At 58.9% G+C, this 26,107-nt stretch carries 22 protein-coding genes and 3 tRNA genes; 10 read left to right on the forward strand and 15 right to left on the reverse strand.

Going from position 1 to position 26,107, the window contains the following annotated elements; translation table 11 throughout:
- Positions 1–285 precede the first annotated feature (285 nt).
- Complete coding sequence (locus tag H2O77_RS12290; protein ID WP_192837617.1) at positions 286–1,269, forward strand: polysialyltransferase family glycosyltransferase; 984 nt, start codon at positions 286–288, stop codon at positions 1,267–1,269.
- A gap of 61 nt (positions 1,270–1,330) precedes the next feature.
- On the opposite strand, the gene H2O77_RS12295 is transcribed toward H2O77_RS12290, so the two are convergent.
- The 8 genes from H2O77_RS12295 to H2O77_RS12330 all read right to left on the reverse strand — a co-directional run bounded on the left by H2O77_RS12295 (position 1,331) and on the right by H2O77_RS12330 (position 8,361).
- Entirely contained in the window at positions 1,331–2,368 is a 1,038-nt protein-coding gene (locus tag H2O77_RS12295) for an N-acetylneuraminate synthase family protein (protein ID WP_215823202.1), read from the reverse strand.
- Positions 2,365–3,042, reverse strand: coding sequence for an acylneuraminate cytidylyltransferase family protein (locus H2O77_RS12300; protein ID WP_215823203.1), 678 nt, complete (start codon positions 3,040–3,042; stop codon positions 2,365–2,367). The genes H2O77_RS12295 and H2O77_RS12300 overlap by 4 nt, the downstream gene beginning before the upstream one ends.
- Positions 3,039–4,163, reverse strand: coding sequence for a UDP-N-acetylglucosamine 2-epimerase (neuC, locus tag H2O77_RS12305; protein ID WP_215823204.1), 1,125 nt, complete (start codon positions 4,161–4,163; stop codon positions 3,039–3,041). The genes H2O77_RS12300 and neuC overlap by 4 nt, the downstream gene beginning before the upstream one ends.
- A gap of 67 nt (positions 4,164–4,230) precedes the next feature.
- Positions 4,231–4,932 carry a uracil-DNA glycosylase gene (gene ung, locus H2O77_RS12310; RefSeq protein ID WP_215823205.1) on the reverse strand — a complete coding sequence of 234 codons (702 nt, stop codon included), beginning with the start codon at positions 4,930–4,932 and terminating at the stop codon, positions 4,231–4,233.
- Position 4,933: 1 nt separating this feature from the next.
- Entirely contained in the window at positions 4,934–5,431 is a 498-nt protein-coding gene (gene gpt / locus H2O77_RS12315; protein ID WP_043335607.1) for a xanthine phosphoribosyltransferase, read from the reverse strand.
- Positions 5,432–5,602: 171 nt separating this feature from the next.
- Entirely contained in the window at positions 5,603–6,148 is a 546-nt protein-coding gene (locus tag H2O77_RS12320) for an adenine phosphoribosyltransferase (RefSeq protein ID WP_043335609.1), read from the reverse strand.
- The gene (locus H2O77_RS12325; RefSeq protein WP_192837612.1) at positions 6,148–7,449 is read right to left on the reverse strand and encodes an NCS2 family permease; all 1,302 of its coding nucleotides are present in this window, start codon (positions 7,447–7,449) and stop codon (positions 6,148–6,150) included. Before H2O77_RS12325 ends, H2O77_RS12320 begins: the two co-directional genes overlap by 1 nt.
- A 300-nt stretch (positions 7,450–7,749) precedes the next feature.
- The gene (locus tag H2O77_RS12330; protein ID WP_215824598.1) at positions 7,750–8,361 is read right to left on the reverse strand and encodes a riboflavin synthase subunit alpha; all 612 of its coding nucleotides are present in this window, start codon (positions 8,359–8,361) and stop codon (positions 7,750–7,752) included.
- A gap of 693 nt (positions 8,362–9,054) precedes the next feature.
- Between H2O77_RS12330 and H2O77_RS12335 the strand changes: the two genes are divergently transcribed.
- The 5 genes from H2O77_RS12335 to H2O77_RS12355 all read left to right on the forward strand — a co-directional run bounded on the left by H2O77_RS12335 (position 9,055) and on the right by H2O77_RS12355 (position 13,630).
- Positions 9,055–10,098 carry a methionine ABC transporter ATP-binding protein gene (locus H2O77_RS12335; RefSeq protein ID WP_192837611.1) on the forward strand — a complete coding sequence of 348 codons (1,044 nt, stop codon included), beginning with the start codon at positions 9,055–9,057 and terminating at the stop codon, positions 10,096–10,098.
- On the forward strand, positions 10,079–10,732 hold the full coding sequence (locus H2O77_RS12340; RefSeq protein WP_107336314.1) for a methionine ABC transporter permease: 654 nt from the start codon (positions 10,079–10,081) through the stop codon (positions 10,730–10,732). Before H2O77_RS12335 ends, H2O77_RS12340 begins: the two co-directional genes overlap by 20 nt.
- Before the next feature lie 160 nt (positions 10,733–10,892).
- The gene (locus H2O77_RS12345; RefSeq protein ID WP_043335679.1) at positions 10,893–11,711 is read left to right on the forward strand and encodes a MetQ/NlpA family ABC transporter substrate-binding protein; all 819 of its coding nucleotides are present in this window, start codon (positions 10,893–10,895) and stop codon (positions 11,709–11,711) included.
- A gap of 217 nt (positions 11,712–11,928) precedes the next feature.
- Complete coding sequence (locus H2O77_RS12350) at positions 11,929–12,417, forward strand: GAF domain-containing protein (RefSeq protein WP_131432461.1); 489 nt, start codon at positions 11,929–11,931, stop codon at positions 12,415–12,417.
- 163 nt (positions 12,418–12,580) lie between these two features.
- Positions 12,581–13,630, forward strand: a complete 1,050-nt coding sequence (locus H2O77_RS12355) for an alpha/beta hydrolase (protein WP_276315206.1) — start codon at positions 12,581–12,583, stop codon at positions 13,628–13,630.
- Between the two features lie 125 nt (positions 13,631–13,755).
- Here H2O77_RS12355 and H2O77_RS12360 read toward each other — a convergent pair.
- The 6 genes from H2O77_RS12360 to glpK all read right to left on the reverse strand — a co-directional run bounded on the left by H2O77_RS12360 (position 13,756) and on the right by glpK (position 17,633).
- A tRNA-Val gene (locus H2O77_RS12360) sits at positions 13,756–13,832 on the reverse strand.
- A gap of 50 nt (positions 13,833–13,882) precedes the next feature.
- A tRNA-Val gene (locus H2O77_RS12365) sits at positions 13,883–13,959 on the reverse strand.
- Positions 13,960–13,996: 37 nt separating this feature from the next.
- Positions 13,997–14,073 (reverse strand) — tRNA-Val (locus H2O77_RS12370).
- A gap of 363 nt (positions 14,074–14,436) precedes the next feature.
- A complete protein-coding gene (locus H2O77_RS12375; RefSeq protein WP_215823206.1) occupies positions 14,437–15,159 on the reverse strand; it encodes an MIP/aquaporin family protein in 723 nt (240 codons plus the stop codon).
- Positions 15,160–15,375: 216 nt separating this feature from the next.
- Positions 15,376–16,098 carry an MIP/aquaporin family protein gene (locus tag H2O77_RS12380; protein ID WP_052384798.1) on the reverse strand — a complete coding sequence of 241 codons (723 nt, stop codon included), beginning with the start codon at positions 16,096–16,098 and terminating at the stop codon, positions 15,376–15,378.
- A 2-nt stretch (positions 16,099–16,100) separates the two neighbouring features.
- Positions 16,101–17,633, reverse strand: coding sequence for a glycerol kinase GlpK (glpK, locus tag H2O77_RS12385; RefSeq protein WP_215823207.1), 1,533 nt, complete (start codon positions 17,631–17,633; stop codon positions 16,101–16,103).
- Between the two features lie 471 nt (positions 17,634–18,104).
- On the opposite strand from glpK, the gene H2O77_RS12390 reads away from it, so the two are divergent.
- Together H2O77_RS12390 and glpD are read left to right on the forward strand one after the other, a co-directional pair.
- Positions 18,105–18,896 (forward strand): DeoR/GlpR family transcriptional regulator, encoded by a 792-nt coding sequence (locus H2O77_RS12390; RefSeq protein ID WP_215823208.1) that lies wholly within the window; start codon positions 18,105–18,107, stop codon positions 18,894–18,896.
- A gap of 588 nt (positions 18,897–19,484) precedes the next feature.
- Positions 19,485–20,987: a glycerol-3-phosphate dehydrogenase gene (gene glpD / locus H2O77_RS12395; RefSeq protein ID WP_215823209.1), complete on the forward strand. Its 1,503-nt coding sequence runs from the start codon at positions 19,485–19,487 to the stop codon at positions 20,985–20,987.
- Positions 20,988–21,091: 104 nt separating this feature from the next.
- Here the strand turns inward: glpD and H2O77_RS12400 are convergent, their stop codons facing one another.
- Positions 21,092–22,483: a class II fumarate hydratase gene (locus tag H2O77_RS12400; RefSeq protein ID WP_215823210.1), complete on the reverse strand. Its 1,392-nt coding sequence runs from the start codon at positions 22,481–22,483 to the stop codon at positions 21,092–21,094.
- A 570-nt stretch (positions 22,484–23,053) separates the two neighbouring features.
- Between H2O77_RS12400 and H2O77_RS12405 the strand changes: the two genes are divergently transcribed.
- Both H2O77_RS12405 and nadB read left to right on the forward strand, forming a co-directional pair.
- On the forward strand, positions 23,054–24,403 hold the full coding sequence (locus H2O77_RS12405) for an FUSC family protein (RefSeq protein WP_215823211.1): 1,350 nt from the start codon (positions 23,054–23,056) through the stop codon (positions 24,401–24,403).
- Positions 24,400–26,106 (forward strand): L-aspartate oxidase, encoded by a 1,707-nt coding sequence (gene nadB / locus H2O77_RS12410; RefSeq protein ID WP_215823212.1) that lies wholly within the window; start codon positions 24,400–24,402, stop codon positions 26,104–26,106. Before H2O77_RS12405 ends, nadB begins: the two co-directional genes overlap by 4 nt.
- Position 26,107 lies beyond the last annotated feature (1 nt).

Consider the following 26,107-nt stretch of genomic DNA (forward strand, 5'->3'; position numbering starts at 1 on the left):
CGCCAACCATAATAGAGCTGAACCTTTTTTGCATACTAAGTCGTATCCGCCCCTCCCTGTATTGGATACTCTTACTGGAACATCATGAAAATCTTGGCTTTCAAATCCATAACAATGACAACAAAAATAAGATCTCAAAATACTATAAAAAGCTAAAGAAGAAAGCTACTTCTTTGCCACTCCGCAAGCATAGCTGTATACTCTTGACTAAACGGCAAGCGCAGCAAATATTGCACTTATAAGAACTGCATATTGACATATACTTTATACCACAATGAGTAACTTATGAATTTGTTTTTAGCTGAATCGCCCTTACAGATTATCTCTTGCTACGAACTTGCAGCTCAGTTGTTTAAGGGGCAGAAAAATGTCCTAGTTGTAAAATACTCTGGTGAGAGTAAAAAAGAAACCCATGACTATCAGATTCGAAGAACTGTAGAGGCACTCGATTGGGACGAGGTAATTGAGATTTCTTTCAAACATCGCCTGCAACAATTATCATGGCTTAAGAAAAGAAAACATATTTCTGAAATCACTAAAAAATATCAAAACAAAGTAAACAATTTATGTATGGGAGAATTTCGTAGCGCTTGGATGCATGACATTAAAGAACGCATATCACCTCTTAATCTATATTTATCGGATGATGGAGCAGCGATCATTACCGTTAAAAAACAATACATCGACAAGGGAATTCATCACGTATCCAAAAAAAAGGAGAACATTGAGCACGATAATTATTCGCGGCCGATTATCTTCACCTCTTTTCTTAATGACTCTAAAAAAGAGAGGATTATACATAATGATTACCGAATATTGCGAAGCAAGAATGACACAAAGCAGGTAGATGATGAACTTGTACTATATTTTGGTTCAAAATATAGTGAGGGTGGTATAATGAGTTTAGAAAATGAACTCTCGCTTATAGAAAAAGTCAACTCTTATTATAGTAAAAAAAATAAAAAATTAATTTATATCCCCCATAGGGGAGATTCTGAAAAAAAACTTTCGCTTATTGAAGGTACATTAGGAGTCGAAACAAATAGTCTCGGTTTACCAGCAGAGCTATATATATTGACATTAAACAAGATGCCATGGGGGATAGCTGGCGCATACACCAGCGCGCTCATAAGCCTTAAAAGCATTGCTGACTTTAATTCTATATGTTCTTTTAAAATACCCAATGAGCATTTAAATCCGAAACATGTAGATACAATAAACAATGTATATGAAGAATACTATAAATCTGGAATCGAAGTAATCGACTAACAGTCAGTTAATGCATTGTAAATAACACGCGACCACGACAAACGTGGTCGCGTGTATTAGATCAAAAGATATCTTCGCGTTTTAACTGCGATCCTTTTACAACATCCCTTTTCAATTTCTTACCTATAAGCATTTCATAGTCTTCCGCGGTAAAGTCACCACTACCTGGCCTTTTTACCCATATATCATCTTCTGAGATCATGCTACCTTCAGATATATCTCTTTCCGCGACAACTGAGGCGAAAGCAAAGTCCATGGTCACACGCTCTTCAGCAACTGGCCCTTTACTACCTCCACTTGCTTGATATATAGCTTTAGATCCTTTAACAAGATCTTCGAGAGCACCCGGATCCATCGAACACTCTATATCAGGACCAGGACGTGACATTTTGTCGGTGAAATGCCTTTCAAGTATTCTTGCACCTAGAGCTACAGCTCCAAGACATGCATAATTATCAACTGTATGATCAGATAAGCCAATGACAGCATCAGGGAAGCATTGAGCTAACTCAGTCATGGCACCTAAACGCACAAGATTATAAGGTGTTGGGTAAACATTAGTGCAATGTAATAATGAGAACGGGACTCCAGCCTCTCTCAAAATATTAACAGATTTCTCGATACTTTCGATGCTATTCATGCCAGTAGACAATATTACAGGCTTACCGAAAGAAGCTACCAGCTTGACCAGTGGGTAATTATTACACTCCCCAGAGCCTATTTTAAATGCTGGAATATTCATTTTTGCAAGCCGATAGGCTGCGGCTCTTGAAAAAGGCGTACTGATAAACTCCATACCTTTAGATTGCACATATTGCATGAGACTCAATTCATCTGCCTCATTCAATGCACACCTTGCCATAATCTCATATATCGAGACATCGGCATTTCCGGGGATGACTTCTTTCGCTTCGTCCGACATCTCATCTTCGACAACATGAGTTTGATGTTTGACAATTTGAGCTCCAGCACGGTGAGCTGCATCAACCATTTCTTTTGCAACTGTCAAATCCCCTTCGTGATTAATGCCAATTTCAGCAATAACAACGGGGTGGCAAGCATTGCCCACTTCGACGTTACCAATTTTAAAATAACTCATATAGCTCTCCTAGAATAAAGATAGTTTGCCAGTTCAAGATCAGCTTCAGTATCGATGTCTAATGATGCATCTTTAGTCATTTGATAAAGACTGAAAGGTTTAACAAAGAACGTTTTATATGCAATCAATTCGGCAATTGACACAATATATATAGCACCATTCGGTTTGACCGCTAGTGGCAACTGCTGCCTAGGTGATTCTAAGTCTTTAAAATCACGAACAGGTGAGGCATGACTGCCTTCCATAACAAAAGACTTGAAAGGATGATCATGCATTTCACATACAGAAATAACACTGTTCACAGCGTTATCATTAAACCCTTCATAAGCTTTTAAAATATGTTCCGATGTTCGGAAGGGGCTAGTCGGCTGAAGTAGTGTAACTTCACCCTGTACTATTTTCATTGAGTCCAGTGCATGCAAAACTGCATCAATACTTTTAGAGCCATCTTGTGATAAGGATGATGGTCTTTTTATAATGTCGGCACCTAATGCTTTGGCGTGTGTTAGTATCTCGTCGTTGTCGGAAGATACAACGATACTATCAAAAATATTTGATTCCAGTGCAGACTTGAAGGTGATGGCGAGCAGTGAATCACCGCCTATCTTACGTAAATTCTTTCTACGCACACCCTTTGAATTACCTCGGGCGGTGATGATTGCAATTTTTTTCATTCAAGCTCCATAAATAACTTTTGTGTCGGTGTGGCCCAAAAATTATCATCTTTCAATGCTGCAGAGAATAAAGCCAAACTATTACCATCACCAAACCAATCGTCTTTTGCAACTTCAGTTATCCGAGCAGCTTTTTCAATACCAGCTAAAATACTATCACAGCTATAGTCAACATCAATAATTGTATTACCAGAATACCTATTCTGCTGACGAGTACCAACATTCACAGTTGGAACACCATAAAATGGTGCTTCTCTTATACCCGCACTAGAGTTTCCAATGATCATTTCGGCATTCTCTAACAATACCAAAAAGTGCTCAAAATTTATCGAGGGGAATACTCTGAAATTATCATCATCCCTCAAGCGACTAATTTCATCAACGATGAAGTCTGAACCATCATCATTATTAGGATATACGACAATATAGTTTTTATTAGAAGCTTTAAGCGCGTTAAAAAAGCTCGAGGAATAGTCTTTAAATGAAGACTTCTCTGTTGTAACAGGATGAAATAGCGCTATCGAATATGTAGGAAATTCTATTTCGTACTTTCGCTTTGAGTCTTGTAAGGATGGTAGTGTCTTGCTATTCATAACATCAAGATCAGGAGATCCGATGATATATATATATTCGCTACCTTCCCCCATTTGCATTAGTCTTTTTTTTGCTCTTTCGTTGGCAACCATGTGTATATTAGATAGCTTGCTTACAGAATGTCTAATCAACTCGTCTACAGTGCCAGAAACCTCGCCACCTTCTATATGACACACTAATATATTTTGTAGTGCCCCCACAGCAGCCCCAGCCAAGGCTTCAAGTCGATCACCATGGATAATAATCAGATCGGGAGAAATTTCTTCAGTTAACCTAGAGAAAATAGATATTGTATTGCCCAAAACCGAGCTCATTGGTTCACTCGAGTTCTGATTGGGAACAAAGTAGGTATGTTGAAAACCTTCTTTCTCGATTTCACGATATGTTGATCCATATCGCTTCATCATGTGCATACCAGTACCAAAAATATGCAACTCCAAGTCATCATGTTTTTCAATAAATTGCATGATTCCTTTGAGCTTGCCAAAATCAGCCCGAGTGCCAGTCAAAATTAATATTTTTCTCATCTATACCTCTAAACGTAATCAACCAGCAATATATAGCCATTTAAAATTTATAAATAAGAACGCTACATTACGTTAACTGCCAGTCGATCGGCTTTTTCCCACGCGCTTCCAGCCAAGCGTTGGCTTGAGAGAAGTGGCGAGAGCCGAAGAAACCGCGGTGCGCTGCGAGGGGAGATGGGTGCGGCGCGTGGAGCACCAGGTGCTTCTGGGTGTCCACAGCGCGGGCCTTCTTCTGGGCATGACTGCCCCAGAGCAGGAAGACAACACCCTGACAGTGCTGATTGATCACGTCGATGGCGCGGTCGGTGAATTGCTCCCACCCCTGCTTCTGATGCGAGGCGGCCTTGCCCTGCTCGACGGTCAGCACGCTGTTGAGCAGCAAGACGCCCTGCTTCGCCCAGCTTTCAAGGAAGCCGTGATCGACGGGTTCGACGCCGACATCGGTGGCCAGTTCCTTGTAGATGTTCTTCAGCGAAGGCGGCGGGCGTACGCCGGGGCGTACCGAGAAGCACAGTCCATGCGCCTGGCCCGGGCCGTGATACGGGTCCTGCCCGAGGATCACGACCTTGACGTTGGAGAGTGGCGTCAGCCAGAAGGCACGGAACCAGTCATCGGAATGCGGATAGATGACCTTGCCGGCATCTTTCTCGGCGCGCAGAAAGTCGCGCAGGCGCTGCATGTAGTCAGCCTGAAACTCTTGGCCAAGATGCGCCTGCCAATCGGCAGGCAACACCTCGGAGCGGCCAGTCGCGGCAGTCTCCAACGGCATGTCAGCTATCGCTCTCTTGCTTCTTGAGCTGCTCGGCGATCGGCTCGACGTAGGCGATGCCCATATCCCACGGGAACTGGATCCAGCAGTTCTGCGGCACTTCGGTGATGAAGCCATCGACCAGCGGACGCCCTTCCGGCTTGGCATAGACGGTCACGAAGTGCGCCTTGGGCAGCATGTCACGCACCGCACGTGCGGTGTTGCCGGTGTCGACCAGGTCATCGACCAGCAGCCAGCCGTCACCGTCGTGGTCGACGCCCTTGACCACTTCCAGACCACCCTGCTCCATGTGGTCGTGATAGCTCTTGATGCACACGGTATCGATGTGGCGGATACCCAGCTCGCGGGCGATCAGGCCGGCCGGAATCAGGCCACCGCGGGTGATGGCGATGATGCCCTTGAAATCGCGACCGCTGAGGTCGTGACACAGCGCGCGCACATCACGGTGCAGCTGGTCCCAGGAGACGATGAAGTGGTCGTGGTAGCGTTCGGAAGACATGTGGGTCACTCGCAATGACGAAACAGAAGGAAAGCATGGTGGCTGGCGCGCCACCGCACAAGGGGAAGATCCACTCAGCCACGCCAGAGCGCGGACAAGGGCCTCAGATTCGCTGCCCGCAGCAACGACGATGGCCCTGCCAGAAGACAGGGCCATCGCGTCAAGCCGGCATTACTCGGATTCGGTGAAGCTGCACGCCGCGAAGACACTGTGGCCTTCTTCACGAATGCGCGCGGAGCCGCCGATTTCCGGCAGATCGATGATGGCTGCCGTCTCGACGACCACACCACCGGTGCGCTCGATCAGCTTGCAGGCCGCCAGCATTGTACCCCCGGTGGCGATCAGGTCATCCATCACCAGGATGCGATCGCCTTCACGGAAGGCATCGGAGTGCAGCTCGACGGTGGACTCACCGTATTCCAGCGAGTAGGTCTCGCTGATGGTCTTGAACGGCAGCTTGCCCTTCTTGCGCACCGGCACGAAGCTGCAGCCCAGCTCGTAGGCCAGCGGAGCACCGATGATGAAGCCACGCGCATCGATGGCGGCGATGGCGTCGATTTCCATCTCCTGATAGCGGTGCACGAAGGAGTCGATCAGCTTGCGGAACGCGGCGGAGTTCTGCAGCACCGGCGTGATGTCACGGAAGTTGACACCTTCCTGGGGCCAGTCCGGCACGGTGCGGATGACAGACTTGATGTAGTCGCTGTAGATGCTCATTAGAGGGCTCCGTCGAGGAACAGGTATTTGCAGGCGAACAGGATGGCGAGAATCACCAGCCCCGGGCTCAGATCACGATAACGGCCGGAGAACAGCTTGATCACGGCGTAGCTGATGAAGCCCAGCGCGATCCCGTTGGCAATCGAGTAGGTCAGCGGCATCACCAGGGTAGCGATCACCACCGGTGCCGCTTCAGTAATGTCGTTCCAGTCGATGCGTGCCAGGCCGCCCGTCATCAGGCAGGCGACATACAGCAGCGCACCGGCAGTGGCGAAGGCCGGAATCGAGGTCGCCAGCGGCGACAGGAACAGGCTGACGAGGAACAGGCCGGCAACGACGACGGCCGTCAGGCCGGTACGTCCGCCGGCGGCCACGCCGGTGGCGGATTCGATGTAGCTGGTCACGTTCGAGGTGCCCATGACAGAGCCGACCATGGTGGCGCTGGAGTCGGCCATCAAGGCCCGTCCCAGGCGCGGCAGGTGGCCACGCTCATTGGTCAGGCCAGCCTGCTGGGAGACGGCGATCAGCGTGCCCGAGGTGTCGAACAGATCGACGAACAGGAAGGCGAAGATGATCGACACCATGCCCAGATTGAAGGCGCCGGCGATATCGAGCTCCGCCAGCGTCGGCAGCATGCTCGGCGGCATCGAGGCAAAGCCGTGGAAATCGTTGTTGCCGGTCAGGGTCGCCAGCAGCGTGACGAGCAGTATGCCGATCATCACCGCACCGATCACCTTCCGATACGACAGCGCGACGATCAAAAAGAACGAGAGCAATGCATACATGGCCGCCGGCGAGGACAGATCACCCAGCGTGACCAGCGTGCCCGGGGCATCGACGACGATGCCGCTGCCCTGCAGGGCGATGATCGCCATGAACAGGCCGATGCCCGCGGCGATGCCGGTCTTCAGCGAGGCCGGAATGGCATTGATGATCCACTCGCGAATCTTGAAGGCGGACAGTAGGAAGAAGCTCACCCCGGACAGGAAGACCGCGCCCAGCGCGACCTGCCAGGGCACGCCCATCTGGCCGGCGACCGTATAGGTGAAGAAAGCCGTCAGCCCCATGCCCGGCGCCAGCGCGATCGGGTAGTTGGCGTAGAGCCCCATGACCAGACAGCCGATGGCGGCCGCCAGACAGGTCGCGACGAACACGGCACCGTGATCCATGCCGGTAGAGGCCAGCATCGAGGGAGCCACGAAGATGATATAGGCCATCGCGAGGAAGGAAGTAAATCCTGCGATGACTTCGGTACGCACATTGGTACCGTGCTCGGAGAGCTTGAAAAGACGTTCCAGCATTGAGGTAGCCCCTATCCTTGAGCAGTGCCTGTCCGGCAAGGCGCAGTGGTCGGTGATTGTCAGAATCAGCAGATCAAGACGAACTCGCTCGGACAGGTATGCCGCACAGGGCGTTGGATGAAGCTTTTCCCCTGTTCAGCCTGCCTGAACCACGATGCCCCGCCAGCGGCAGGGCATCGAAAGGCGCAACATGGTACCCAAAGGTCTGCAGCGAATCGAGCATTCCCGGCATATTTCCTGACCAGTCAGACGAGTTCTGGCGTCCTGCCAGTGAGTTGATCCGCTGCAGACCTGCAAGCCTCATGCCAGACGGGAGGCCATGACCCGCTCGACGGTCTCGACAATGGCCTGGGTCTGCGGGTCGACTTCAAGGTTGACCTGATCACCGACGGCGCGCACGCCCATCAGGGTGCGCTCGAGCGTCTCGGGAATCAGATTGACGCAGAAGCGTGTGCCCTGCACCTCACCGATCGTCAGGCTGACACCGTCAAGTCCCACATAGCCCTTGTCGAACAGAAAACGCATCAGCTCGGCCGGTGCCTGGAACCAGATACGACGATTGTCGGCGGTGGCCTCGATGGCATCGATGGTCACCATCGCCATCACGTGCCCGGACATCGAGTGCCCGCCGATCTCGTCGCCGAAGCGTGCCGCTCGCTCCACGTTCACGATGCTGCCCACCTCGAGTTCGCCCAGATTGGTCAGACGCAGCGTCTCGCGCATCAGGTCAAAGCTGGCCAGTTGACCCTCAAGCGCCGTCACGGTCAGACAGCAACCGTTATGGGCCACCGAGGCCCCCAGCTCCAGCCCCGCCTCCAGTCCCGCCGGCAACCGGACCTGATGCGTGCGAAAGTCAGTGCGTTCTTCAATGGCCACCACTTCCGCCATGCCTTGTACGATACCCGTGAACATGCGTGATCTTTCCTTGCACTGCTGCTTCTTGCTGTCGAGAAGCCGTGAATAAGGGACGGCATGCAGCAGCGAGATGACCGGCATGCCCAGCCGAAATCCTAGCATGGTGGACTAGCCGTCGACATGCTGGCGTTGTCTGCCGTGGGAGTGCGCGGCGTTGCCGCCCTCGCCACCCGTCTCCCGTCTCCCGTCTCCCGCCACAGACGAGCACGGCTGCCACCGCGAACGCAGAGCAGAAAGAGCGGGCCGCAACTCATCCCCGACTGACCGTCAAGACAGGAAAGCCGTCGCTGGCGGTTGAAACCTGCGTCACGACAAGAGTCTTGTAAGAAATGGCTTACAGAGCGTATCGCCGAATTGCCATATCGAACGCCAGTACGAATAAACGTCCAGCGCAAGACCAAAGTCGTTGACACCCCCAAGGTGACTGATAGAATGCGCCTCAAATCTGTTTGGCGCCGATTTGTACCCGGATTGCGGGCGCCCACCACGAGAGCTGGTCTCACGGGGTGCAAGTTCTGCTAAAAGGGTGTGTCCAGCGTTGATGGCCACCCGTCTTGGGTGGTCTTTTTTCTCCCCACTGGATCGCTCCCCTCTTCGCTGTCTGCCATGTGCGCAGACGCCGGCAGAACGTTCTGTCCTCTACAGACCTTCGCCCGCAATCCGGTTGGTGCCTTAACCACTCGGACCCCCATGATCACACTCAAGAACGTCTCCAAGACTTACGGCAGTGGTGACAAGGCCGTGGTCGCGCTCAAGGATGCCAGCCTCACGGTTCCTCAGGGCGCCATTACCGGTGTCATCGGCCTGTCCGGTGCCGGCAAGTCGACCCTCATTCGCTGCGTCAATCTGCTCGAACGCCCCACTGCCGGTAGCGTCGTCGTCGATGGCCAGGAATTGACCGAGCTCGACGAGTCCGCCCTGCGCAGCGCTCGTCACCAGATCGGCATGATCTTCCAGCACTTCAATCTGCTCTCCTCACGCACGGTCTTCGCCAATGTGGCATTGCCGCTGGAGCTGGCTGGCATCTCGAAAGACGAGATCAAAAAGCGCGTCGAGCCATTGCTGGAGCTGACCGGCCTGAGCGACAAGGCCGGCCAGTATCCTGCCCAGCTGTCCGGGGGTCAGAAACAACGCGTGGCCATCGCCCGCGCCCTGGCCAGCCGCCCCAAGGTGCTGTTGTGTGACGAGGCCACCTCGGCGCTCGACCCGCAGACCACCGCCTCCATCCTTGAGCTGCTCAAGGACATCAACACCAAGCTGGGCCTGACGATTCTGCTGATCACCCACGAGATGGAAGTGGTCAAGAGTATCTGTGATCAAGTCGCCCTGATCAGCGGCGGTGAACTGGTGGAAGTGGCCTCGGTAGGCGATTTCTTCACCGCACCGCAGACCCGCCTGGGCCGCGAGTTCCTCAATGATTTCCTGGAACTTGAGCCGCCGCGTGCGCTGGTCGAGCGCCTCGAAGCCACGGCCGGCCCGCACACCCACCCGGTGGTGCGCCTGGCCTTCAGCGGCGACGCCGTCTCCACTCCGCTGATCTCCCGTCTGGCACGTGAATGCCAGGTGGATGTCAGCATCCTGCAGGCCAAGGTGGAATCCATTCAGGACCGCACCCTGGGCCTGATGATCGCCGAACTGATGGGCGACAGCCGCCAGACCCAGCAAGCGCTCGATTATCTCGAATCCCACGACCTAAAAGTGGAGGTGCTCGGTCATGTCACCCGCACTGCTTGAACTCGTCCTGTCCTCCACCCTCGAGACCCTGTACATGGTCGCGGTGGCAGGCCTGATCTCCGCGGCACTCGGCATTCCCCTGGGCGTGGCACTCTATACCTCGCGCCCCGGCCAGATTCTCGCACGCCCGGCACTCAACAGCGTGCTGAGCATCATCACCAACATCGGTCGCTCGGTGCCGTTCATCATCCTGATGGTGGCGATCATCCCGCTGACGCGCCTGATCGCGGGCAGCTCCATCGGCACCAATGCCGCCATCGTGCCGCTGACCATCGCCTCGATTCCCTTCGTCGCCCGCCTGATCGAAGGCGCGCTGAATGAAGTCGGTCCGGGGCTGGTCGAAGCCGCACAGGCCATGGGCGCCACGCCGATGCAGATCATCACCAAGGTACTGCTGCCGGAAGCACGCGGCGGCATCATCAATGGCCTGACCATCACCGTGGTGACGCTGATCAGCTATTCCGCCATGGCCGGCACCGTCGGTGGCGGCGGCCTGGGGGATCTCGGCATTCGCTACGGCTACAACCGCTTCGACCCGATGGTGATGCTGGTGACCGTGGTCATCCTCGTCGTCATGGTGCAGGGCTTCCAGAGCCTGGGCGACCATCTGGTGCGCAAGTCGAACCACAAGTAAGCGCCGCTCCATGAGCAGCGACTGATATAGAAGCGGCGTTCGATCTACAAATCACACGGCTTTCGGTATCGTGACGGCTCATCACCATGAGCCGTCACTCATAACATCCCGCGGACCCCGCCGGTCACGTCGGATCACAAGGAGAACATCGATGCGCAACATGCTGACCACGCTTTCTTCCCCGCTGCGCCTTGCCGGCGCTGCCACCCTGCTCGGCGCCACCCTGCTGGCAGGCTGCGGCAACGACGCGTCCGACGAGAACACCCTCAAGATGGGCACCGTCGCAGGTCCGGAAACCGAAGTGATGAAGGTCGCGGCCGAGATCGCCAAGGAAAAGTACGACCTGAACGTCGAGATCACCGAATTCACCGACTACGTGTCTCCCAACGCCGCGCTGGCCGACGGCTCTCTGGATGCCAACGCCTACCAGCATCAGCCGTACATGGAATCCATGGTGCGTGAGCGTGGCTACAAGTTCGCCAGCGCCGGCAAGACCTTCGTGTACCCGATCGGCGCCTACTCCGAGAAGTACGCAGACATCAGCGAACTGCCGGACGGCGCGACCATCGCCCTGCCGAACGATCCGTCCAACGAAGGCCGCTCCCTGATCCTGATGCACGACCTGGGCATGATCGAGCTGACCGACAAGGGCAACCTCGAAGCGACGCCGATCGACGTCGCCAAGAACCCGCATGACTACCAGTTCAAGGAAATCGAGGCTGCCCAGCTGCCACGTATCCTGCCGGACGTCGACCTGGCCTTCATCAACAACACCTTCGCCCAGCCGGCTGGCTTGAAGCCGGAAGACGCGCTGATCCGTGAAGGCGCCGAGTCTCCGTACGTCAACCTGATCGTCGTGCGTCAGGGCGATGAAGACAGCGAGAAGGTGCAGAAGCTGGTCAAGGCCTATCAGACGCCGGAAGTCGAAGCCAAGGCGGAAGAGCTGTTCAAGGGCGCGGCGGTGCCGGGCTGGAAGTAAGCCTCACCCCATGTCGCTGACAGACGCCTGAACGCAAAGCGCCGACCACTGGTCGGCGCTTTTCATCCGGTGGATGACTCATCTCGTCACGCATCTCATCACACCCAGATGCCGACGCAGCGCGGAAAGACACACGCGCAGGACACGCTTGAAACAGGCGACCCGCGACCGCATTCTTGCGCCATCTCGCCACCTTACCTATCCCTCAGGAGCCCTCATGGCCACTCGCCCCGACTATTCACTGCTGGCCCGCCAGCTGGATGCCATCCTCGATACCCGCGACTGGCTGACCAATGCCTCCCAGACGGCTGCCTTCGTCAACATGACGGTGGAGAACCTCAACTGGGCAGGCTTCTATGTGCAACGTCAGCCGCAAATCCTGCACCTGGGGCCGTTCCAGGGTCAGCCGGCCTGCCACCCGATTCCCTTCACCAAGGGCGTGTGTGGCGCCGCCGCCACCGAGCGCACCACCCAGCGTGTCGCGGACGTACACGCCTTCCCGGGCCATATCGCCTGTGACGCCGCCTCGCGCAGCGAGCTGGTCATCCCGGTGCTCATCGAGCAGGACGGCCAGCAAGTGCTGTGGGGCGTGCTGGACCTGGACAGCCCGAGCCCCGAGCGCTTCGACGAAGAGGACCAGGCCGGCATCGAGCGCCTGGTCGAGATCTTCATCGCCTCCAGCGACTTCGACAGCGTTCCCGCCTGACAAACTGAGCGCCCGCCTGTCAGACAGCCTGAATGACAGCATCACGCTCTGCCGCCCGCCCCGCCACTCGCAGGCGGGCGGTTTGCGTTGTGGCCTGTCAGGCCTTGCACAGCCCCGTACGAGATGACAGGTTAAGAGCTCTCGCCCCCGACAGGAGCCAAACATGTCATCCCGGTCGCCATCTCATCCCTCGTCGCGCTCTACATCGCCCTCCACATCATCCTCTACTTCGCCCTCCTCCCAAGATTCGCCGCCCCCACATGCGGAGGCCTCGCTGCAAAATCACGACGATGCGCATGCCGGCCTTGAGCGAGTCATCAAGCATCTTGAGTGTATCAAGGCCTTCACGGCGCGCACCGGCAATGACCTCGGTGCCAAGCGCACCCTGCTAGAGGCCTACTTCGCTGCCGATGCCAGCATTCTCGACACCGGCGTGACACCGCGCCTCGCGATGGTGCCGGGTGGTGAGGGAGAGCGTGTCTGTGAGGTATTGCCGGCACCCGATGACACGCCAGCGCGCCCGCGTCGCCTGCTGTATGTGCATGGCGGCAGCTGGATCGCAGGCTCACCTGCCGGCCATCGCCCTCTGGCCAGCCGTCTTGGCCGAGCGGCACGCGCCGAGACCTACACCCTGGATTACCGCCTCGCGCCAGAGGCCGCCTTCCCGGCCGGCCTGCAGGACGTGCTGGCCGCGTGGCGCTGGCTGTGTGACGAATACCCGCAGGACCACCTGCTGCTGGCCGGTGACAGCGCGGGCGGCAACCTAACGCTGGCGGCCCTGAATGCGCTCAAGAGCGCAGGCGAGCGGCTGCCGGATGCGGTGATCGCCTTCTCGCCCGCCACGGACCTCAGCTGGGGCAGCGCCTCGCTGTCGCGCAAGGCCGAGGTGGACCCGATCCTCGACCCCAACCTGCTGCCCTTCGTGAGCATGGCCTATGTGCAGGACGGTACCGACATGAGCGATCCGCGCATCTCGCCGCTGGAGGGAAATCTGTTTGACCTGCCTCCGACGCTGATCCAGTGCGGCGAAGCGGAGATCCTGCTCGATGACAGCCGTCGCTACGCCACTCAGGCGCAGGACTGCGGCTCGCCCGTCACATTGAGTCTGTGGCCGGACATGCCGCATGTGTTCGTCGGCTTCGCCCCGCTGCTGAGCGCTGCCAATGCCGCCCTCAAGGAAGCACGCGAATTCCTCGACACTACGCTTGCCTGAGCGGCGCCTCTCTCGCCAGATGCCACGAGCCGGTCACGCGGCTGTCACACACCAATCCCGCGGCAGATTATCAGGATACGCACACGAAAACGCCCGACTCGATGAGCCGGGCGTTTTCTGGAATCTGGTAGGACCAGGCGGATTTGAACCGCCGACCTCCACGATGTCAACGTGGCGCTCTAACCAACTGAGCTATGGTCCTGAAGTGTGGCAGATGACACAGGAACACTTGAAACATACCGTGGAACGGCTTGGTAGGACCAGGCGGATTTGAACCGCCGACCTCCACGATGTCAACGTGGCGCTCTAACCAACTGAGCTATGGTCCTGAATCAAGTGGCGTGATGTTGCCATCAGTGCCGATGCTGGTAGGACCAGGCGGATTTGAACCGCCGACCTCCACGATGTCAACGTGGCGCTCTAACCAACTGAGCTATGGTCCTATGTCAGCATGCTGAAATGCGAAGCAGTGTGATGCGAAGTGCTTTGCCCTGTCAGCGAGGACGTATTCTACGCAACTCCCGTTTTGATGCAACCCCCTGATGATAAAAAATTTTCTCGCCATTCCGCCTTGCCATGATCAGGTAAAAAGAACGGGAACAGAGCGGACACAGAACGAGCACGGGTCGGCCGCGCGTGCGGCACGCAAGCGAGGCACGTCATCGCGGCCAGGCCTGAAAAGAACTCACCCGGTCTGGCCTGATCTGCCCTGCTCTGCCCTACGCCGCCAGCCACTCTTGCCGAATGGCACAAGGTTGGCTGGCAGCGCACGGACACGACAATGACTGACTGCGGCACCTCGACGGCTAGAGGAAGACCCGACGCAGCACAGCTGCCAACACGGCCCCCAGCAAGGGACCGGCGATCGGCACCCAGGCATACTGCCAGCCCGAACTGCCCTTGCCGGCAATCGGCAACACCCAATGCGCGATGCGCGGCGCCAGATCACGCGCCGGGTTCATCGCGTTGCCGGTCGGCCCACCCAGTGACAGGCCGATCGCCCAGACCAGCACACCGATCAGATACGGCAGCGCCTGATCGGTGATCAGCGCGCTGTTGACCATGCTGACGATGGCGAAGATGAGCAACACCGTCGCGATCGCTTCACTGATGACATTGGCCGCCTTGTTGGCCACTGCGGGATCAGTACAGAAGACCGCGCGTTTGCGCAGCGGGTCTCGGGTCACCTCCCAATGCGGGTAATAGGCCGCCCACACCAGTACCGCCCCCATGAAGCAGCCGAGCAGCTCCGCCAGCATCATCCTCGCGACCTTGAACTCGTCGGTATGCACGCCCAGCAGGTATTTCGCGATCGTCACCGCCGGATTGAGATCGCCGTAGGGCGACCCTGTCGAGGTCGAGACCAGCACCCCGACCATCACGGCAAATCCCCAGCCGGCATTGATCATCAACCAGCTGGAACCCGCTCCCTTGGTGCCCCTGAGCATCGCATTGGCGACCACGCCACCTCCCAGCAGAATCATGAAGGTGGTGCCCAGAAACTCGCCCGTCATGACGTCAGTCCACATCTTGATGACCTCCGCCACTTGCCCCCTGTCAGTCGTCTACCGCCACCTCTCGCCCACACGAACGCGCCCCATGACGATGGAGTGGTGCTATCGCCGAGTGATGGCAAGAAAAGGCGGAGACCCGAAATGACTTCGCCCCGTCGAGGGACGGGGCGAAGTCAGGCTACAGTGCCACAGGTGCAGGGGGCTGCTCCAGCGGAGTGCGGCAAGGATTTGTTACAGCAGCAGATGCCACATGGAGGCCGCGATCAAGGCACCCGCCAGGGGGCCGGCGATCGGTACCCAGGCATACCCCCAGCCGGAGGCGCCCTTGCCGTGGATCGGCAACAAGGAGTGCGCGATACGCGGGCCCAGATCACGTGCCGGATTGATGGCATAACCTGTCGCGCCACCCAGCGAGAGGCCGATGGCCCATACCAGCATGCCGACCAGATACGGCAGCAGGCCAGCGCTGATGGTGCCGGAACCGACGATGGCGCCGATACCGAAGATCAGCACCACGGTCCCGATCACTTCGCTGAGCATGTTGCCCAGACGACACTCGACTGCCGGGTCCGTGCAGAACACTGCCCGCTTGAGGCCAGCATCGCTGGTGCGCTTCCAGTGCGGCAGATAGGCCAGCCACACCATCACGGCACCGGCGAAACAACCCAGCATCTGCGCGATGACATGCCGCGCCACATCCATGAGGGTGGCATGCACCCCAAGCAGATACTTGGCCAGCGTCACCGCCGGATTGAGGTCTGCCTGGGGCGAGCCGGTCGAGACGGCCACGAACACGCCGATCATCACGGCAAAGCCCCAGCCGGTGGTGATCACGATCCAGCCGGAACCATTGCCCTTGGTGTCAGACAACACCACATTGGCGACCACGCCACCGCCGAACAGGATAAGGAACAGACAGCCGAGAAACTCGCCTGTCATGACATCGGTCCACATGCTCAGTGGCCTCCGTCGCTTTTCACTCTTTCCACCGCTTCCAGCCAGCCGGCGTAGAGGCGCTCACGCTGCTCTTCCGCCATTTCCGGCGCGAAGGTACGCTCGCAGTGCCACAGCTCGCTGATCTCATCCAGGCTTTCATACCAGCCGATATGCAGGCCAGCCAGATACGCGACACCCAGCGCCGTGGTCTCCAGCACGCGCGGACGATCCACCTTCACGCCCAGCATGTCTGACAGGAACTGCATCACCCAGTTGTTGCTGACCATGCCGCCATCCACGCGCAGATTCGCGCAGTTGATGGCCACGTCATCCAGCATGCACTCCTGCAGGTCACGCGTCTGATAGCACACCGACTGCAGGCCGGCCGCCACGATATCGGTGATGCCGGTGCCACGGGTCAGCCCCAGAATCGCGCCACGTGCCTGCGGATCCCAGTGCGGTGCCCCAAGGCCGGTGAAGGCCGGCACCATGTAGACGCCGTGGTCGGCCTTGGCCGCACGCGCCAGCGGTTCGGTCTCGGAGGCATCGGAGAACAGCTTCAGGCCATCACGCAGCCACTGCACGGTAGCGCCCGCCACGAAGATGCTGCCTTCCATGGCATAGGTCGGCTTGCCATTGAGGCGATAACCCACCGTGGTCAGCAGACGATTGCGGGACAGCTCCATCTTCTCGCCGGTGTTCATGATCATGAAGCAGCCGGTGCCGTAGGTGCTCTTGCTCATGCCGGGCGTGAAGCAGGCCTGACCGACCAGCGCCGCCTGCTGATCGCCGGCCACGCCGCGAATCGGCATCGTCGCGCCGAACAGCTGCGGGTCGGTGGTGCCGAAATCATCACTGGAATCCAGCACTTGCGGCAGCAGGCTTTCCGGGATACCGAACAGCTCCAGCAGCTCGCTGTCCCAGCACTGATCGACGATGTTGAACAGGCAAGTACGCGAGGCGTTGGTGGCATCGGTGACGTGACGCTTGCCGGCGGTCAGCTTCCAGATCAGGTAGCTGTCGACGGTACCGAAAGCCAGCTCGCCTTTCTCGGCGCGTGCGCGAACACCTTCGACATTCTCGAGAATCCAGCGCAGCTTGGTCGCGGAGAAATATGGGTCGATCAGCAGACCGGTCTTCTGCTGGATCATGTCACCATGACCGGCATCGGAAAGCTCACGACAGTACTCGTGGGTGCGGCGGTCCTGCCAGACGATGGCGTTGTAGACCGGCACGCCGGTCTCGCGGTCCCAGACGATGGTGGTCTCACGCTGGTTGGTGATCCCGATGGCGGCCACCTGCTCGGCGCCGACATTGGTGTTGATCAGCGACTGACGCACGGTGCGCTTCACCGACCCCCAGATATCATCGACGTTGTGCTCGACCCAACCGCTATCCGGGAAATGCTGCGGGAATTCTTCCTGGGCCAGACCTGTCACCGTCCCTTCACGATCGAACAGGATGGCGCGGGAGCTGGTGGTACCCTGGTCGATCGCGAGAATGCGCGTGGGTCCATCGACGCGAGAGTCTTTCTCTGGCTTGGGGCTAGACATTATGACTGTCCTTGGCTTCGAGGCTGCTTCTGAGAGTACACGTCAGCGGAGACTGCGGTACTTCACTATATTGGCTCGGGTATCATGTGAGGGCGACAGGAGAAAGCGGGTTGGCTTTGTCCTCTTCGCGCTTGGCAGGCGCAGCGAGAACACTTTCTCTTGAACCATCACAACCGAACACGAAATGTTCGTCTTCGAATATCGCTGCAAACGTTAGCGCCAAATGCGCGCTATCACAAACGTATTACCAATCAATATCATTGTACCTTGGTCTCATGTCCATTGCGCCGACATGGCCTGTTGCAGCTTCGCAACACCTTGACGCCATTCGTCAAATTGCACTGACGCCCCCCTGTTGGATTAGGATGTACCCTCACTGGACGACCCCACTCCCCAACGGCAACCGTGATGTGCGCTTCCTGACATGAAGTGAACTCACGTTCCGCAAGCCGCTGACAACAAGAGAGCAGGATGATGCAGCCAAAGCGCCATCGCGCCATTGTCGAACTGATCACGCGTCAGGGATATGCCTCCATCGAGCAGCTGGCCAGTCACTTCGAGGTCACGCCGCAGACCATTCGTCGCGACCTCAATCAGCTGTCCGAGGCCGGCGCGCTCAAGCGCGTGCACGGGGGCGCGGGGCTTGAGTCCAGTACCGTCAGCACCGCCTACAGCACCCGCAAGACATTGAACCTGGGCGCCAAGCGGCGCATGGCGGCGGCCCTGGCCAGGCAGATTCCTGACCACGCCTCGCTGTTCATCAACATTGGCACCAGCAACGAGATGGTGGCCGAGGCGCTGTGTGATCACCACGGGCTTGAGGTCATCACCAACAACCTGAACGTGGCGGCCATCCTCCAGCACAAGGAGGATTTCAATGTCATCGTGGCCGGCGGCATGGTGCGTTCCCGCGATGGCGGCATCATCGGCGAGGCAACCATCGACTTCATCAACCAGTTCAAGGTCGACTTCGGGATCATTGGCATCAGCGGCATCGATGAAGATGGCTCGCTGCTGGAATTCGACTATCAGGAAGTGCGTGTCGCCCAGGCGATCATCCACAACTCACGCCAGGTCTTCCTGATCGCGGATCACTCCAAGTTCCAGCGCAATGCGGTCGTGCGCCAGGGCAACCTGAGCCAGCTCGATGCGCTCTTCACCGACATCCAGCCCCCGGAAAGCATCCTGAACCTGATGCGTCAGCACGAAGTCGCGCTGCATGTCGCCGGTGACGAGTCGTCGGGCGAGACTGGCGACGCTTGAGCTCGATGACGCGTCACCCAACCCACTAGTCGCCTCACCAACAAGTCATCGCGCAATCAGGTCATCGCGCAATCAAGGGGCCAGGCAATACGCCGACGTGCAGCCTGGCCCGGCTCTCATCCCTTATCCCTCGCCCCTTTTCCCCCTTTTCCCCCTTTTCCCCCTTTTGCCCCCTTTGCACCGATGAACCTCGCATATCACGAAAGCTACCCAGCTGCGGACTGTGCGCTGCCCAGCGGCACCGCTTCGTCTCCGTATAACCTGTCAGGACGCTTGATCCGTCACTGCGGGCATCGTCTGCGCCGCCCGCGCGGCAACATGACAGCCAGGCGCTTCATGAAAATGTCACGCCATGATCAGAGACTGAGAAAAAACACCGGCAAGACAACAGGTTGAATATCAGGCAATCCTCGGTTGCCAGACACTCGCCCAAATGATCACTTTCGAAAATCATCAGCGCAGAAGAATCCCCTTGATGTTCGACTTTTGCTAAGCTATGTTCACTTTCGAAAACCTATTATCGCGCACCTTGCCGGTGCAGACTCATTCGCCCCACCCGGTAGCGCCGGGCACGAGCAGGAGCAGCCCATGTCCCGCGACAACGATGCACTTCTTGACCTCTTCATCATCGGCGGCGGCATCAATGGCGCCGGTATCGCCAACGATGCCAGCGGCCGCGGCCTGAGCGTGGCCCTGTGCGAGCAGAACGACCTCGCCAGCGCGACCTCCTCCGCCAGCAGCAAGCTGATCCACGGCGGCCTGCGCTATCTGGAACACTACGAATTCCGTCTGGTGCGCGAAGCACTGCAGGAGCGCGAGGTACTGCTCAAGAAGGCACCGCATATCATCTGGCCGCTGCGCTTCATCCTGCCGCACCAGCCGCATCTGCGTCCGGCGTGGATGATTCGTGCGGGCCTGTTCCTGTATGACCACATCGGCAAGCGCGAGACCCTGCCAGCCTCCAAGGGCCTCAAGTTCGGCGAGCAGAGCCCGCTGGTCAGCGAGATCAACCAAGGCTTCGAATACTCGGATTGCTGGGTCGATGATGCTCGTCTGGTCATCACCAATGCGCTGCAGGCGCGCGAGCAGGGCGCCGAGATCATGACGGGCACCCGCTGTGTCGGCGCCCGTGATGTCGAAGGCCACTGGGAGCTGACGCTTGAAGATGTCAGCAGCGGCGAGACCTTCATCCGCCGCGCACGCACTCTAGTGAATGCGGCAGGCCCGTGGGTGGAATCCTTCATCAAGGGCGCTACCGAACGCACGCCGCGCTATGGCATCCGCATGATCCAGGGCAGCCACCTGATCGTGCCGCGCATCAACACCGATGACCGCGCCTTCATCCTGCAGAACAAGGACAAGCGCATCGTCTTCGTGCTGCCCTATCAGGAAGACTTCAGCCTGATCGGCACCACCGACGTGCGCTACAAGGGCGACCCCTCCGAAGTTGCCTGCTCCAGCGATGAGACCGACTACATGCTCGAGGTGGTCAACCATCACTTCAAGCGCAAGCTGAGCCGCGATGACGTGGTCTCGACCTTCTCCGGCGTGCGCCCGTTGTGTGACGACGAGTCGGCAGACCCGTCCGCGATGACGCGTGATTACACCCTGCATCTGGATGACAGCGGCGCACCGATGCTGTCCATCTTCGGCGGCAAGATCACCACCTATCGCAAGCTGGCCGAATCGGCACTCGAAGACCTCAAGCCGCTGCTGCCGAGCATGGGCGAGCCGTGGACCCACGAGAAGGCCCTGCCCGGTGGCGATATCGAGAGCCGCGCAGCCTTCACCCGCCAGCTGCAGCGCGACTACCCGTTCCTCGGCGAAGCACGCGCCCGACGCTTCGCCTCAAGCTACGGCAGCCTGTGCCTGCACTTCCTCGACGGCAAGAAGAGCGAGGCGGAGCTGGGCGAGGACTTCGGCGCCGGCCTGAGCGCCGCCGAGATCGACTACCTGGTCGAGCACGAATGGGCGCGTGAGGTGCAGGATGTCGTCTGGCGCCGCACCAAGCTGACGCTGCGCCTGAGCGATGAGCAGAAGACGCGCATCGGCGACTACCTCAAGGAACGCCTACTGGCACGCGCCGCCTGATGAAAACCGGCTGAGCCAGCAGCAAAAAAGCCCGCCCCATCCTTGCCGGAGGGGCGGGCTTTTCGTTCAGGGACAGGCGGAATTTTAGGTCATGTATTGACGACTTACTGGATACCGCCCGCCGTCAGCTTGGCCGGATCGAGCAGACGCTCCAGCTCCTCGCGTGACAGCTCAGTCTCTTCCTCGGCCACATCCAGAATCGGACGCCCGGCCTGATAGGCCACCTTGGCCACTCGCGCCGCCTCGTTGTAACCGATCACCGGATTGAGCGCCGTGACCAGAATCGGATTCTTGGCCAGCGGTGCCTCGATGTTGTCCTGACGCACGTTGAAGGTGGCAATGGCCTTGTCCGCCAGCAGGCGGCTGACATTGGCACTCAACGTGATCGAGGACAGCAGGTTGTTGGCGATCAGCGGCAGCATGACATTGAGCTGGAAGTTGCCGCTCTGCCCGGCGATGCCGATGGTGGCGTCATTGCCCATCACCTGCGCCGCCACCTGGGCGGCCGCCTCGGGAATCACCGGATTGACCTTGCCCGGCATGATGGAGCTACCCGGCTGCAGGGCCTCAAGCTCGATCTCGCCCAGCCCTGCCAGCGGGCCGGAATTCATCCAGCGCAGGTCGTTGCTGATCTTCATCATCGCCACGGCGTAGGTACGCAGATGGCCGGAAAGCTCGACTGCCGTGTCCTGGGAGGACAGCGCCGCGAAGAAGCTCTCGGCGGGACGGAAGGCATGACCGGTCTGGTGCGAGAGGCGGTCGGCAATGCGCTCGGCGAATTCCGGATGCGCGTTGATGCCACTGCCGACGGCGGTGCCGCCCTGGGCGAGGCGCTCGAGGCGCGGCAGCACCTGCTCGATACGCTCGATGGCCTGCCCGACCTGCGCCTGCCAGGCGCCCAGCTCCTGACTCATGCGAATCGGCATCGCATCCATCAGGTGAGTGCGGCCGGTCTTGACGACATCGTCCACCTCAGAGGCCTTGCGGGAGATCACCTCATGCAGATGGCGCAGCGCCGGCAACAGGGTGTCCGAGACAGCGATGACGGCGGACAGATGAATGGCCGTCGGGATGACATCATTGCTCGATTGGCCCATGTTGACGTGGTCGTTGGCGCCGACGCTCACGTCCTTGTCACCCAGATGCTGATTGGCAAGCTGCGTCAGCACCTCGTTGACGTTCATGTTGGTCGAGGTGCCGGAACCGGTCTGGAAGACATCGACCGGGAATTGGTCGGCGTGCTCACCGTCGATGATCTGACGCGCCGCCTTGATGATCGCCTCGGCACGCACGTCATCCAGCAGCTCCAGGTCACGGTTGACCTCGGCTGCGGCCAGCTTGATACGCGCCACGGCGCGAATGAAGGCAGCAGGCAACGGCTGGCCACTGACGGGGAAGTTGTCGACCGCTCGCTGAGTCTGGGCGCCATAGAGTGCGCTGGCCGGCACTTCGAGTTCACCCATGCTGTCGCGTTCACGGCGGGTCTGGCTGCTCATGCTTGTCTCCCTGTGCTGTTGCATATGACGTCGCACCTGGCTGGCGTCACTGATGGGCGGCTGGCAATAATTGATCAATGACCTGATCGCCAGCTTCGATCCCCTGATGATCACTTGGGGACGTACAGGATACCAATCAAGCCGCTTGATGAGAGTGATTATCAATAATAATCGCCATTTTTCGATCTTTCCCTTTGATGGCGCGCGCTCTGTACGCATCTCTCGTTGCCTGTTCCTCTTACCTCCCCTCTCTTGCTCGATCTCTCTTGAGCGGGCTCTCATGACCGCCTTCCGGTCTCTGCCCTGAGCGCCATCAGTAGCATTCGCAGAGCAAGGGCGCAGCGTCACAGTGCGCCGCAAGGGCCTGAAAGCCTCTGGGACGACCTTGAGGGGTCGGTTACACTGTGCAGCGCTTCCACCATGGTCATGGCCCCCTTGGCCACGCCTCTTGAATCCTGTCGACGGAATGACCGCGAACCTGATGTCCACCTCTTCGCTGCTGAAACCCGCCGTGTGTGCGGTGCGCACCATCCCTCACTTCCTCGTGCCTGCCGGAGGGGAGATCGCATCATGAAATGGTTCTCGCACAATCCTTACTTCACCTACCTGCACCGCCAGCGCCTGCATATCCTGCGCGTGACCGTCGCCCTGACGCTGTGCTTTTCCATCATCGAACTGTTCAGCCTGCCGCACAGTTCCTGGGCGTTGGTCAGCACCGTGATGGTCATGGGCAACCTGCCCCACGTCGGCGGTGTCATCGACAAGGGCTGGCAACGTCTGGTCGGCACCCTGCTTGGTGGCCTGTGGGGCCTAATCCTGATTCTGGTCGCCGAGCCTCTGCCGGGCGTGGTGCCCTTCTGGAGCATCGTCGGCATCGCCCTGGCGCTGAATGCCACCTTCAGCAATCGCTATGGCTACAGCTCGCTGCTGTTCTGCGTCACGCTGCTGATGGTGATCGGGGATGGCAATCATGATCTCGGCATCGGGCTATGGCGCGTTTTCAATGTGGTGCTGGGCACCCTGATCAGCATCGTGGTCAGCATGGTGCTGCTGCCCCAGAAGGCGACGGATGTCTTCCGCTTCCTGCTGGCCGACAACCTCGACAAGCTGGCACGCCTCTACCACGGTCATACCAAGGCCGAGCGTGAGGGCGTCAATGAGGGTCTCGCGCTGGTGCGTGCCACCTCGGCGCAGCTGGTCAAGCAGCGCGGGCTGGTCGATGCCGTCGCTCAGGAAGGCCGTATCAATCGTGCCGACATCGAGGAAATCCTGTCCTTCGAGCGCCGCATGATCTCGACCATCGAACTGCTGCAGGAAACCCACTGGAACACCCGCGAGGGGCATGAATTCATCGAGGGGCTGGATGGCCTGCGCGATGCCCAGCATCGTCTGGCCCGCGCCCTTGGCACCCTGGCCTTTCAGGTGCGCACCGGCCAGAGCATCGAACTGACGGTGACGCCCTTCGACCTGCAACGCTATGCCGATGTCCGCAATGTCGAGAGCCGCAACGGCCGCGCACTGTTCAGCCCGGCAGGCTACCTGTGGCTCAACCGCGAGCTGGCACGCCTGACCGAAGCCCTGGGCGAGCGCCTGGCCTTGCTGGAGCGTCTGCCGAGCCAGCGCCTGCAACGCCGTCTGCCGGGCCATGGCCTGATCAGTGATGCGCGCCGCCTGTTCCTGCCCGAAGACCCGACACCGGGCGATACGGCAGCCCCCACCAGGCGCGAGAACAGCGCTGGCGAGCATCACTCTTCGGTCAGTGAAGCGCCGGCCAGCAAAGCTCCGGCCAATAATGAGACGACCAACAAAGCGCCGGCGAGTGATGACAGCATCAGTGACAACAGCAGTGATGAGCCAGACCGCCACGACAGGCACCAGCCGGACTCGGCCGGCAATGAGACTGCCAGGAAAGACACATGAACTCAGTATCCGGAGTGACTCCCGCAAGCCAGCATGACGTGCTGATCGTCGGTGGTGGCGCGGCAGGTTTGACCCTGGCCCTCAGCCTCGCCAATCGCCTGCCTCCCGGCCCGCGCACCCGCCGCGTCACGCTGTTGCGTCCGGCGCGTGAGGCCCAGGGCGCCAGCCGCTGGGCGCAGGGCGGTATCGCGGCGGTGCTGGCGCCCGAGGACGATGTGGAATCCCATGTCGCCGACACCCTGATTGCCGGCGATGGCCTGTGCAACGAACGTGCGGTGCGCTTCACCGTCGGTCACTCGCGGGAGGCCATCGAATGGTTGATCGCACTCGGCGTGCCCTTCACCCCGGCCGACGCCGACGCCAGCTACCCCTTCCACCTCACCCGTGAAGGCGGGCATGGTCGCCGCCGCATCATCCACGCCGCCGACGCCACCGGGCGGGCGCTGCTCGATACGCTCAGCGCCCACGTCGAAGCCCACCCGAACATCGAGATTCTCGAAGACCTGCTGGCCGTCGACATCGCGGTCAACGCGGGTCGCGCCAGTGGCCTGTGGGTAATGGATGGCACGGGCCAGCGCCAATGGCTGGCAGCCAATGACCTGGTACTGGCCACCGGCGGCGCCAGCGGCCTGTTCGCCCACGCCACCAGCCCGAGCGCCAGCGTCGGTGATGGCATGGCGATGGCGACCCGCGCCGGCGCCAGCCTGATGAACCTGGAGTTCCAGCAGTTTCATCCCACCTGCCTGTATGACCCCGATGGCACGCCCTTTTTGATCTCCGAGGCGGTACGGGGCGAAGGGGGACTGCTGCTGCGCCCGGATGGGCATCGCTTCATGGCCGATCATGATCCGCGCCTGGAACTTGCGCCGCGTGATGTCGTGGCACGCGCCATCCTCGCCGAGATGCGCACGCATGGCCTCGAGCATGTCTGTCTGGATATCAGCGCGCTGGGGGCCGAGGCCATCGAGCACCACTTCCCGACCATCGCCGAGCACTGCCTGGCACGCGGGATCGATATTCGTCATGCACCGATTCCCGTCGTCCCTGCCGCCCACTACAGCTGCGGCGGCATCGCCACCGGGCTGGATGGCGCCAGCGACCTGCCGGGCCTGTGGGCCATCGGCGAAGTCGCCTGCACGGGCCTGCACGGCGCCAACCGCATGGCCAGCAACTCGCTGCTCGAGTGCCTGGTGCAGGCGCGCGCCTGTGGTGAAGCGCTGGGGCAGCCGCGCCGCGCCGACGAGCCACGCCTGATGAGCACGCTCGACTCACTGATGCCGCAGCACGCCGCCCTGCTCACACAGCTTGCCGACAATGGTCAGGTCTGGCGCTGCGTGATGCATCTGAGCGCCGACGAGGCGCGCACGCGCCTGCAAGGCTTGCGCCAGCTGATGAGTCTGCAGGCGGGGATCGAGCGCAGCCAGCACGGCCTGAGGGAGGCGCTGAAGCAGATAGCGCAGTGGGTCTCGCTGGAGGCGGGGCAAACGGCGGAGACCGAGCAGCACAGGCAAGCTTCAGCGCCGCGTGCAGGGCTCGATCACCTTGCGCTCTATCAGGCCCTGACGCTGGCACCGCTGCTGCTGCTCAGCGCCCATCAGCGCCATGAGTCACGTGGCCTGCACTTCATCCGCGACTTCCCGATGCCGGCGCCGCGTGCCCGCGATAGCGTCATTCGCCTCTCGGCCTTCGCTGCCGCGACCTGAG

Origin of the sequence: Cobetia sp. 4B (assembly GCF_018831605.1) — a bacterium.
Lineage (GTDB): Bacteria > Pseudomonadota > Gammaproteobacteria > Pseudomonadales > Halomonadaceae > Cobetia > Cobetia amphilecti.

Bases quoted from the DNA above. Each gene is read 5' to 3' on its own strand.
- gpt (WP_043335607.1), bottom strand. From the start codon at position 5,431: ATGTCTTCCGAACGCTACCACGACCACTTCATCGTCTCCTGGGACCAG.
- H2O77_RS12400 (WP_215823210.1), bottom strand. From the start codon at position 22,483: ATGAGCAGCCAGACCCGCCGTGAACGCGACAGCATGGGTGAACTCGAA.
- H2O77_RS12295 (WP_215823202.1), bottom strand. From the start codon at position 2,368: ATGAGTTATTTTAAAATTGGTAACGTCGAAGTGGGCAATGCTTGCCAC.
- H2O77_RS12340 (WP_107336314.1), top strand. From the start codon at position 10,079: ATGTCACCCGCACTGCTTGAACTCGTCCTGTCCTCCACCCTCGAGACC.
- H2O77_RS12375 (WP_215823206.1), bottom strand. From the start codon at position 15,159: ATGTGGACTGACGTCATGACGGGCGAGTTTCTGGGCACCACCTTCATG.
- H2O77_RS12325 (WP_192837612.1), bottom strand. From the start codon at position 7,449: ATGCTGGAACGTCTTTTCAAGCTCTCCGAGCACGGTACCAATGTGCGT.
- H2O77_RS12320 (WP_043335609.1), bottom strand. From the start codon at position 6,148: ATGAGCATCTACAGCGACTACATCAAGTCTGTCATCCGCACCGTGCCG.
- H2O77_RS12345 (WP_043335679.1), top strand. From the start codon at position 10,893: ATGCTGACCACGCTTTCTTCCCCGCTGCGCCTTGCCGGCGCTGCCACC.
- H2O77_RS12390 (WP_215823208.1), top strand. From the start codon at position 18,105: ATGATGCAGCCAAAGCGCCATCGCGCCATTGTCGAACTGATCACGCGT.
- H2O77_RS12335 (WP_192837611.1), top strand. From the start codon at position 9,055: ATGATCACACTCAAGAACGTCTCCAAGACTTACGGCAGTGGTGACAAG.
- H2O77_RS12350 (WP_131432461.1), top strand. From the start codon at position 11,929: ATGGCCACTCGCCCCGACTATTCACTGCTGGCCCGCCAGCTGGATGCC.
- H2O77_RS12355 (WP_276315206.1), top strand. From the start codon at position 12,581: ATGTCATCCCGGTCGCCATCTCATCCCTCGTCGCGCTCTACATCGCCC.
- H2O77_RS12405 (WP_215823211.1), top strand. From the start codon at position 23,054: ATGAAATGGTTCTCGCACAATCCTTACTTCACCTACCTGCACCGCCAG.
- H2O77_RS12290 (WP_192837617.1), top strand. From the start codon at position 286: ATGAATTTGTTTTTAGCTGAATCGCCCTTACAGATTATCTCTTGCTAC.
- glpK (WP_215823207.1), bottom strand. From the start codon at position 17,633: ATGTCTAGCCCCAAGCCAGAGAAAGACTCTCGCGTCGATGGACCCACG.
- H2O77_RS12330 (WP_215824598.1), bottom strand. From the start codon at position 8,361: ATGTTCACGGGTATCGTACAAGGCATGGCGGAAGTGGTGGCCATTGAA.
- H2O77_RS12300 (WP_215823203.1), bottom strand. From the start codon at position 3,042: ATGAAAAAAATTGCAATCATCACCGCCCGAGGTAATTCAAAGGGTGTG.
- ung (WP_215823205.1), bottom strand. From the start codon at position 4,932: ATGCCGTTGGAGACTGCCGCGACTGGCCGCTCCGAGGTGTTGCCTGCC.
- nadB (WP_215823212.1), top strand. From the start codon at position 24,400: ATGAACTCAGTATCCGGAGTGACTCCCGCAAGCCAGCATGACGTGCTG.
- glpD (WP_215823209.1), top strand. From the start codon at position 19,485: ATGTCCCGCGACAACGATGCACTTCTTGACCTCTTCATCATCGGCGGC.
- neuC (WP_215823204.1), bottom strand. From the start codon at position 4,163: ATGAGAAAAATATTAATTTTGACTGGCACTCGGGCTGATTTTGGCAAG.
- H2O77_RS12380 (WP_052384798.1), bottom strand. From the start codon at position 16,098: ATGTGGACCGATGTCATGACAGGCGAGTTTCTCGGCTGTCTGTTCCTT.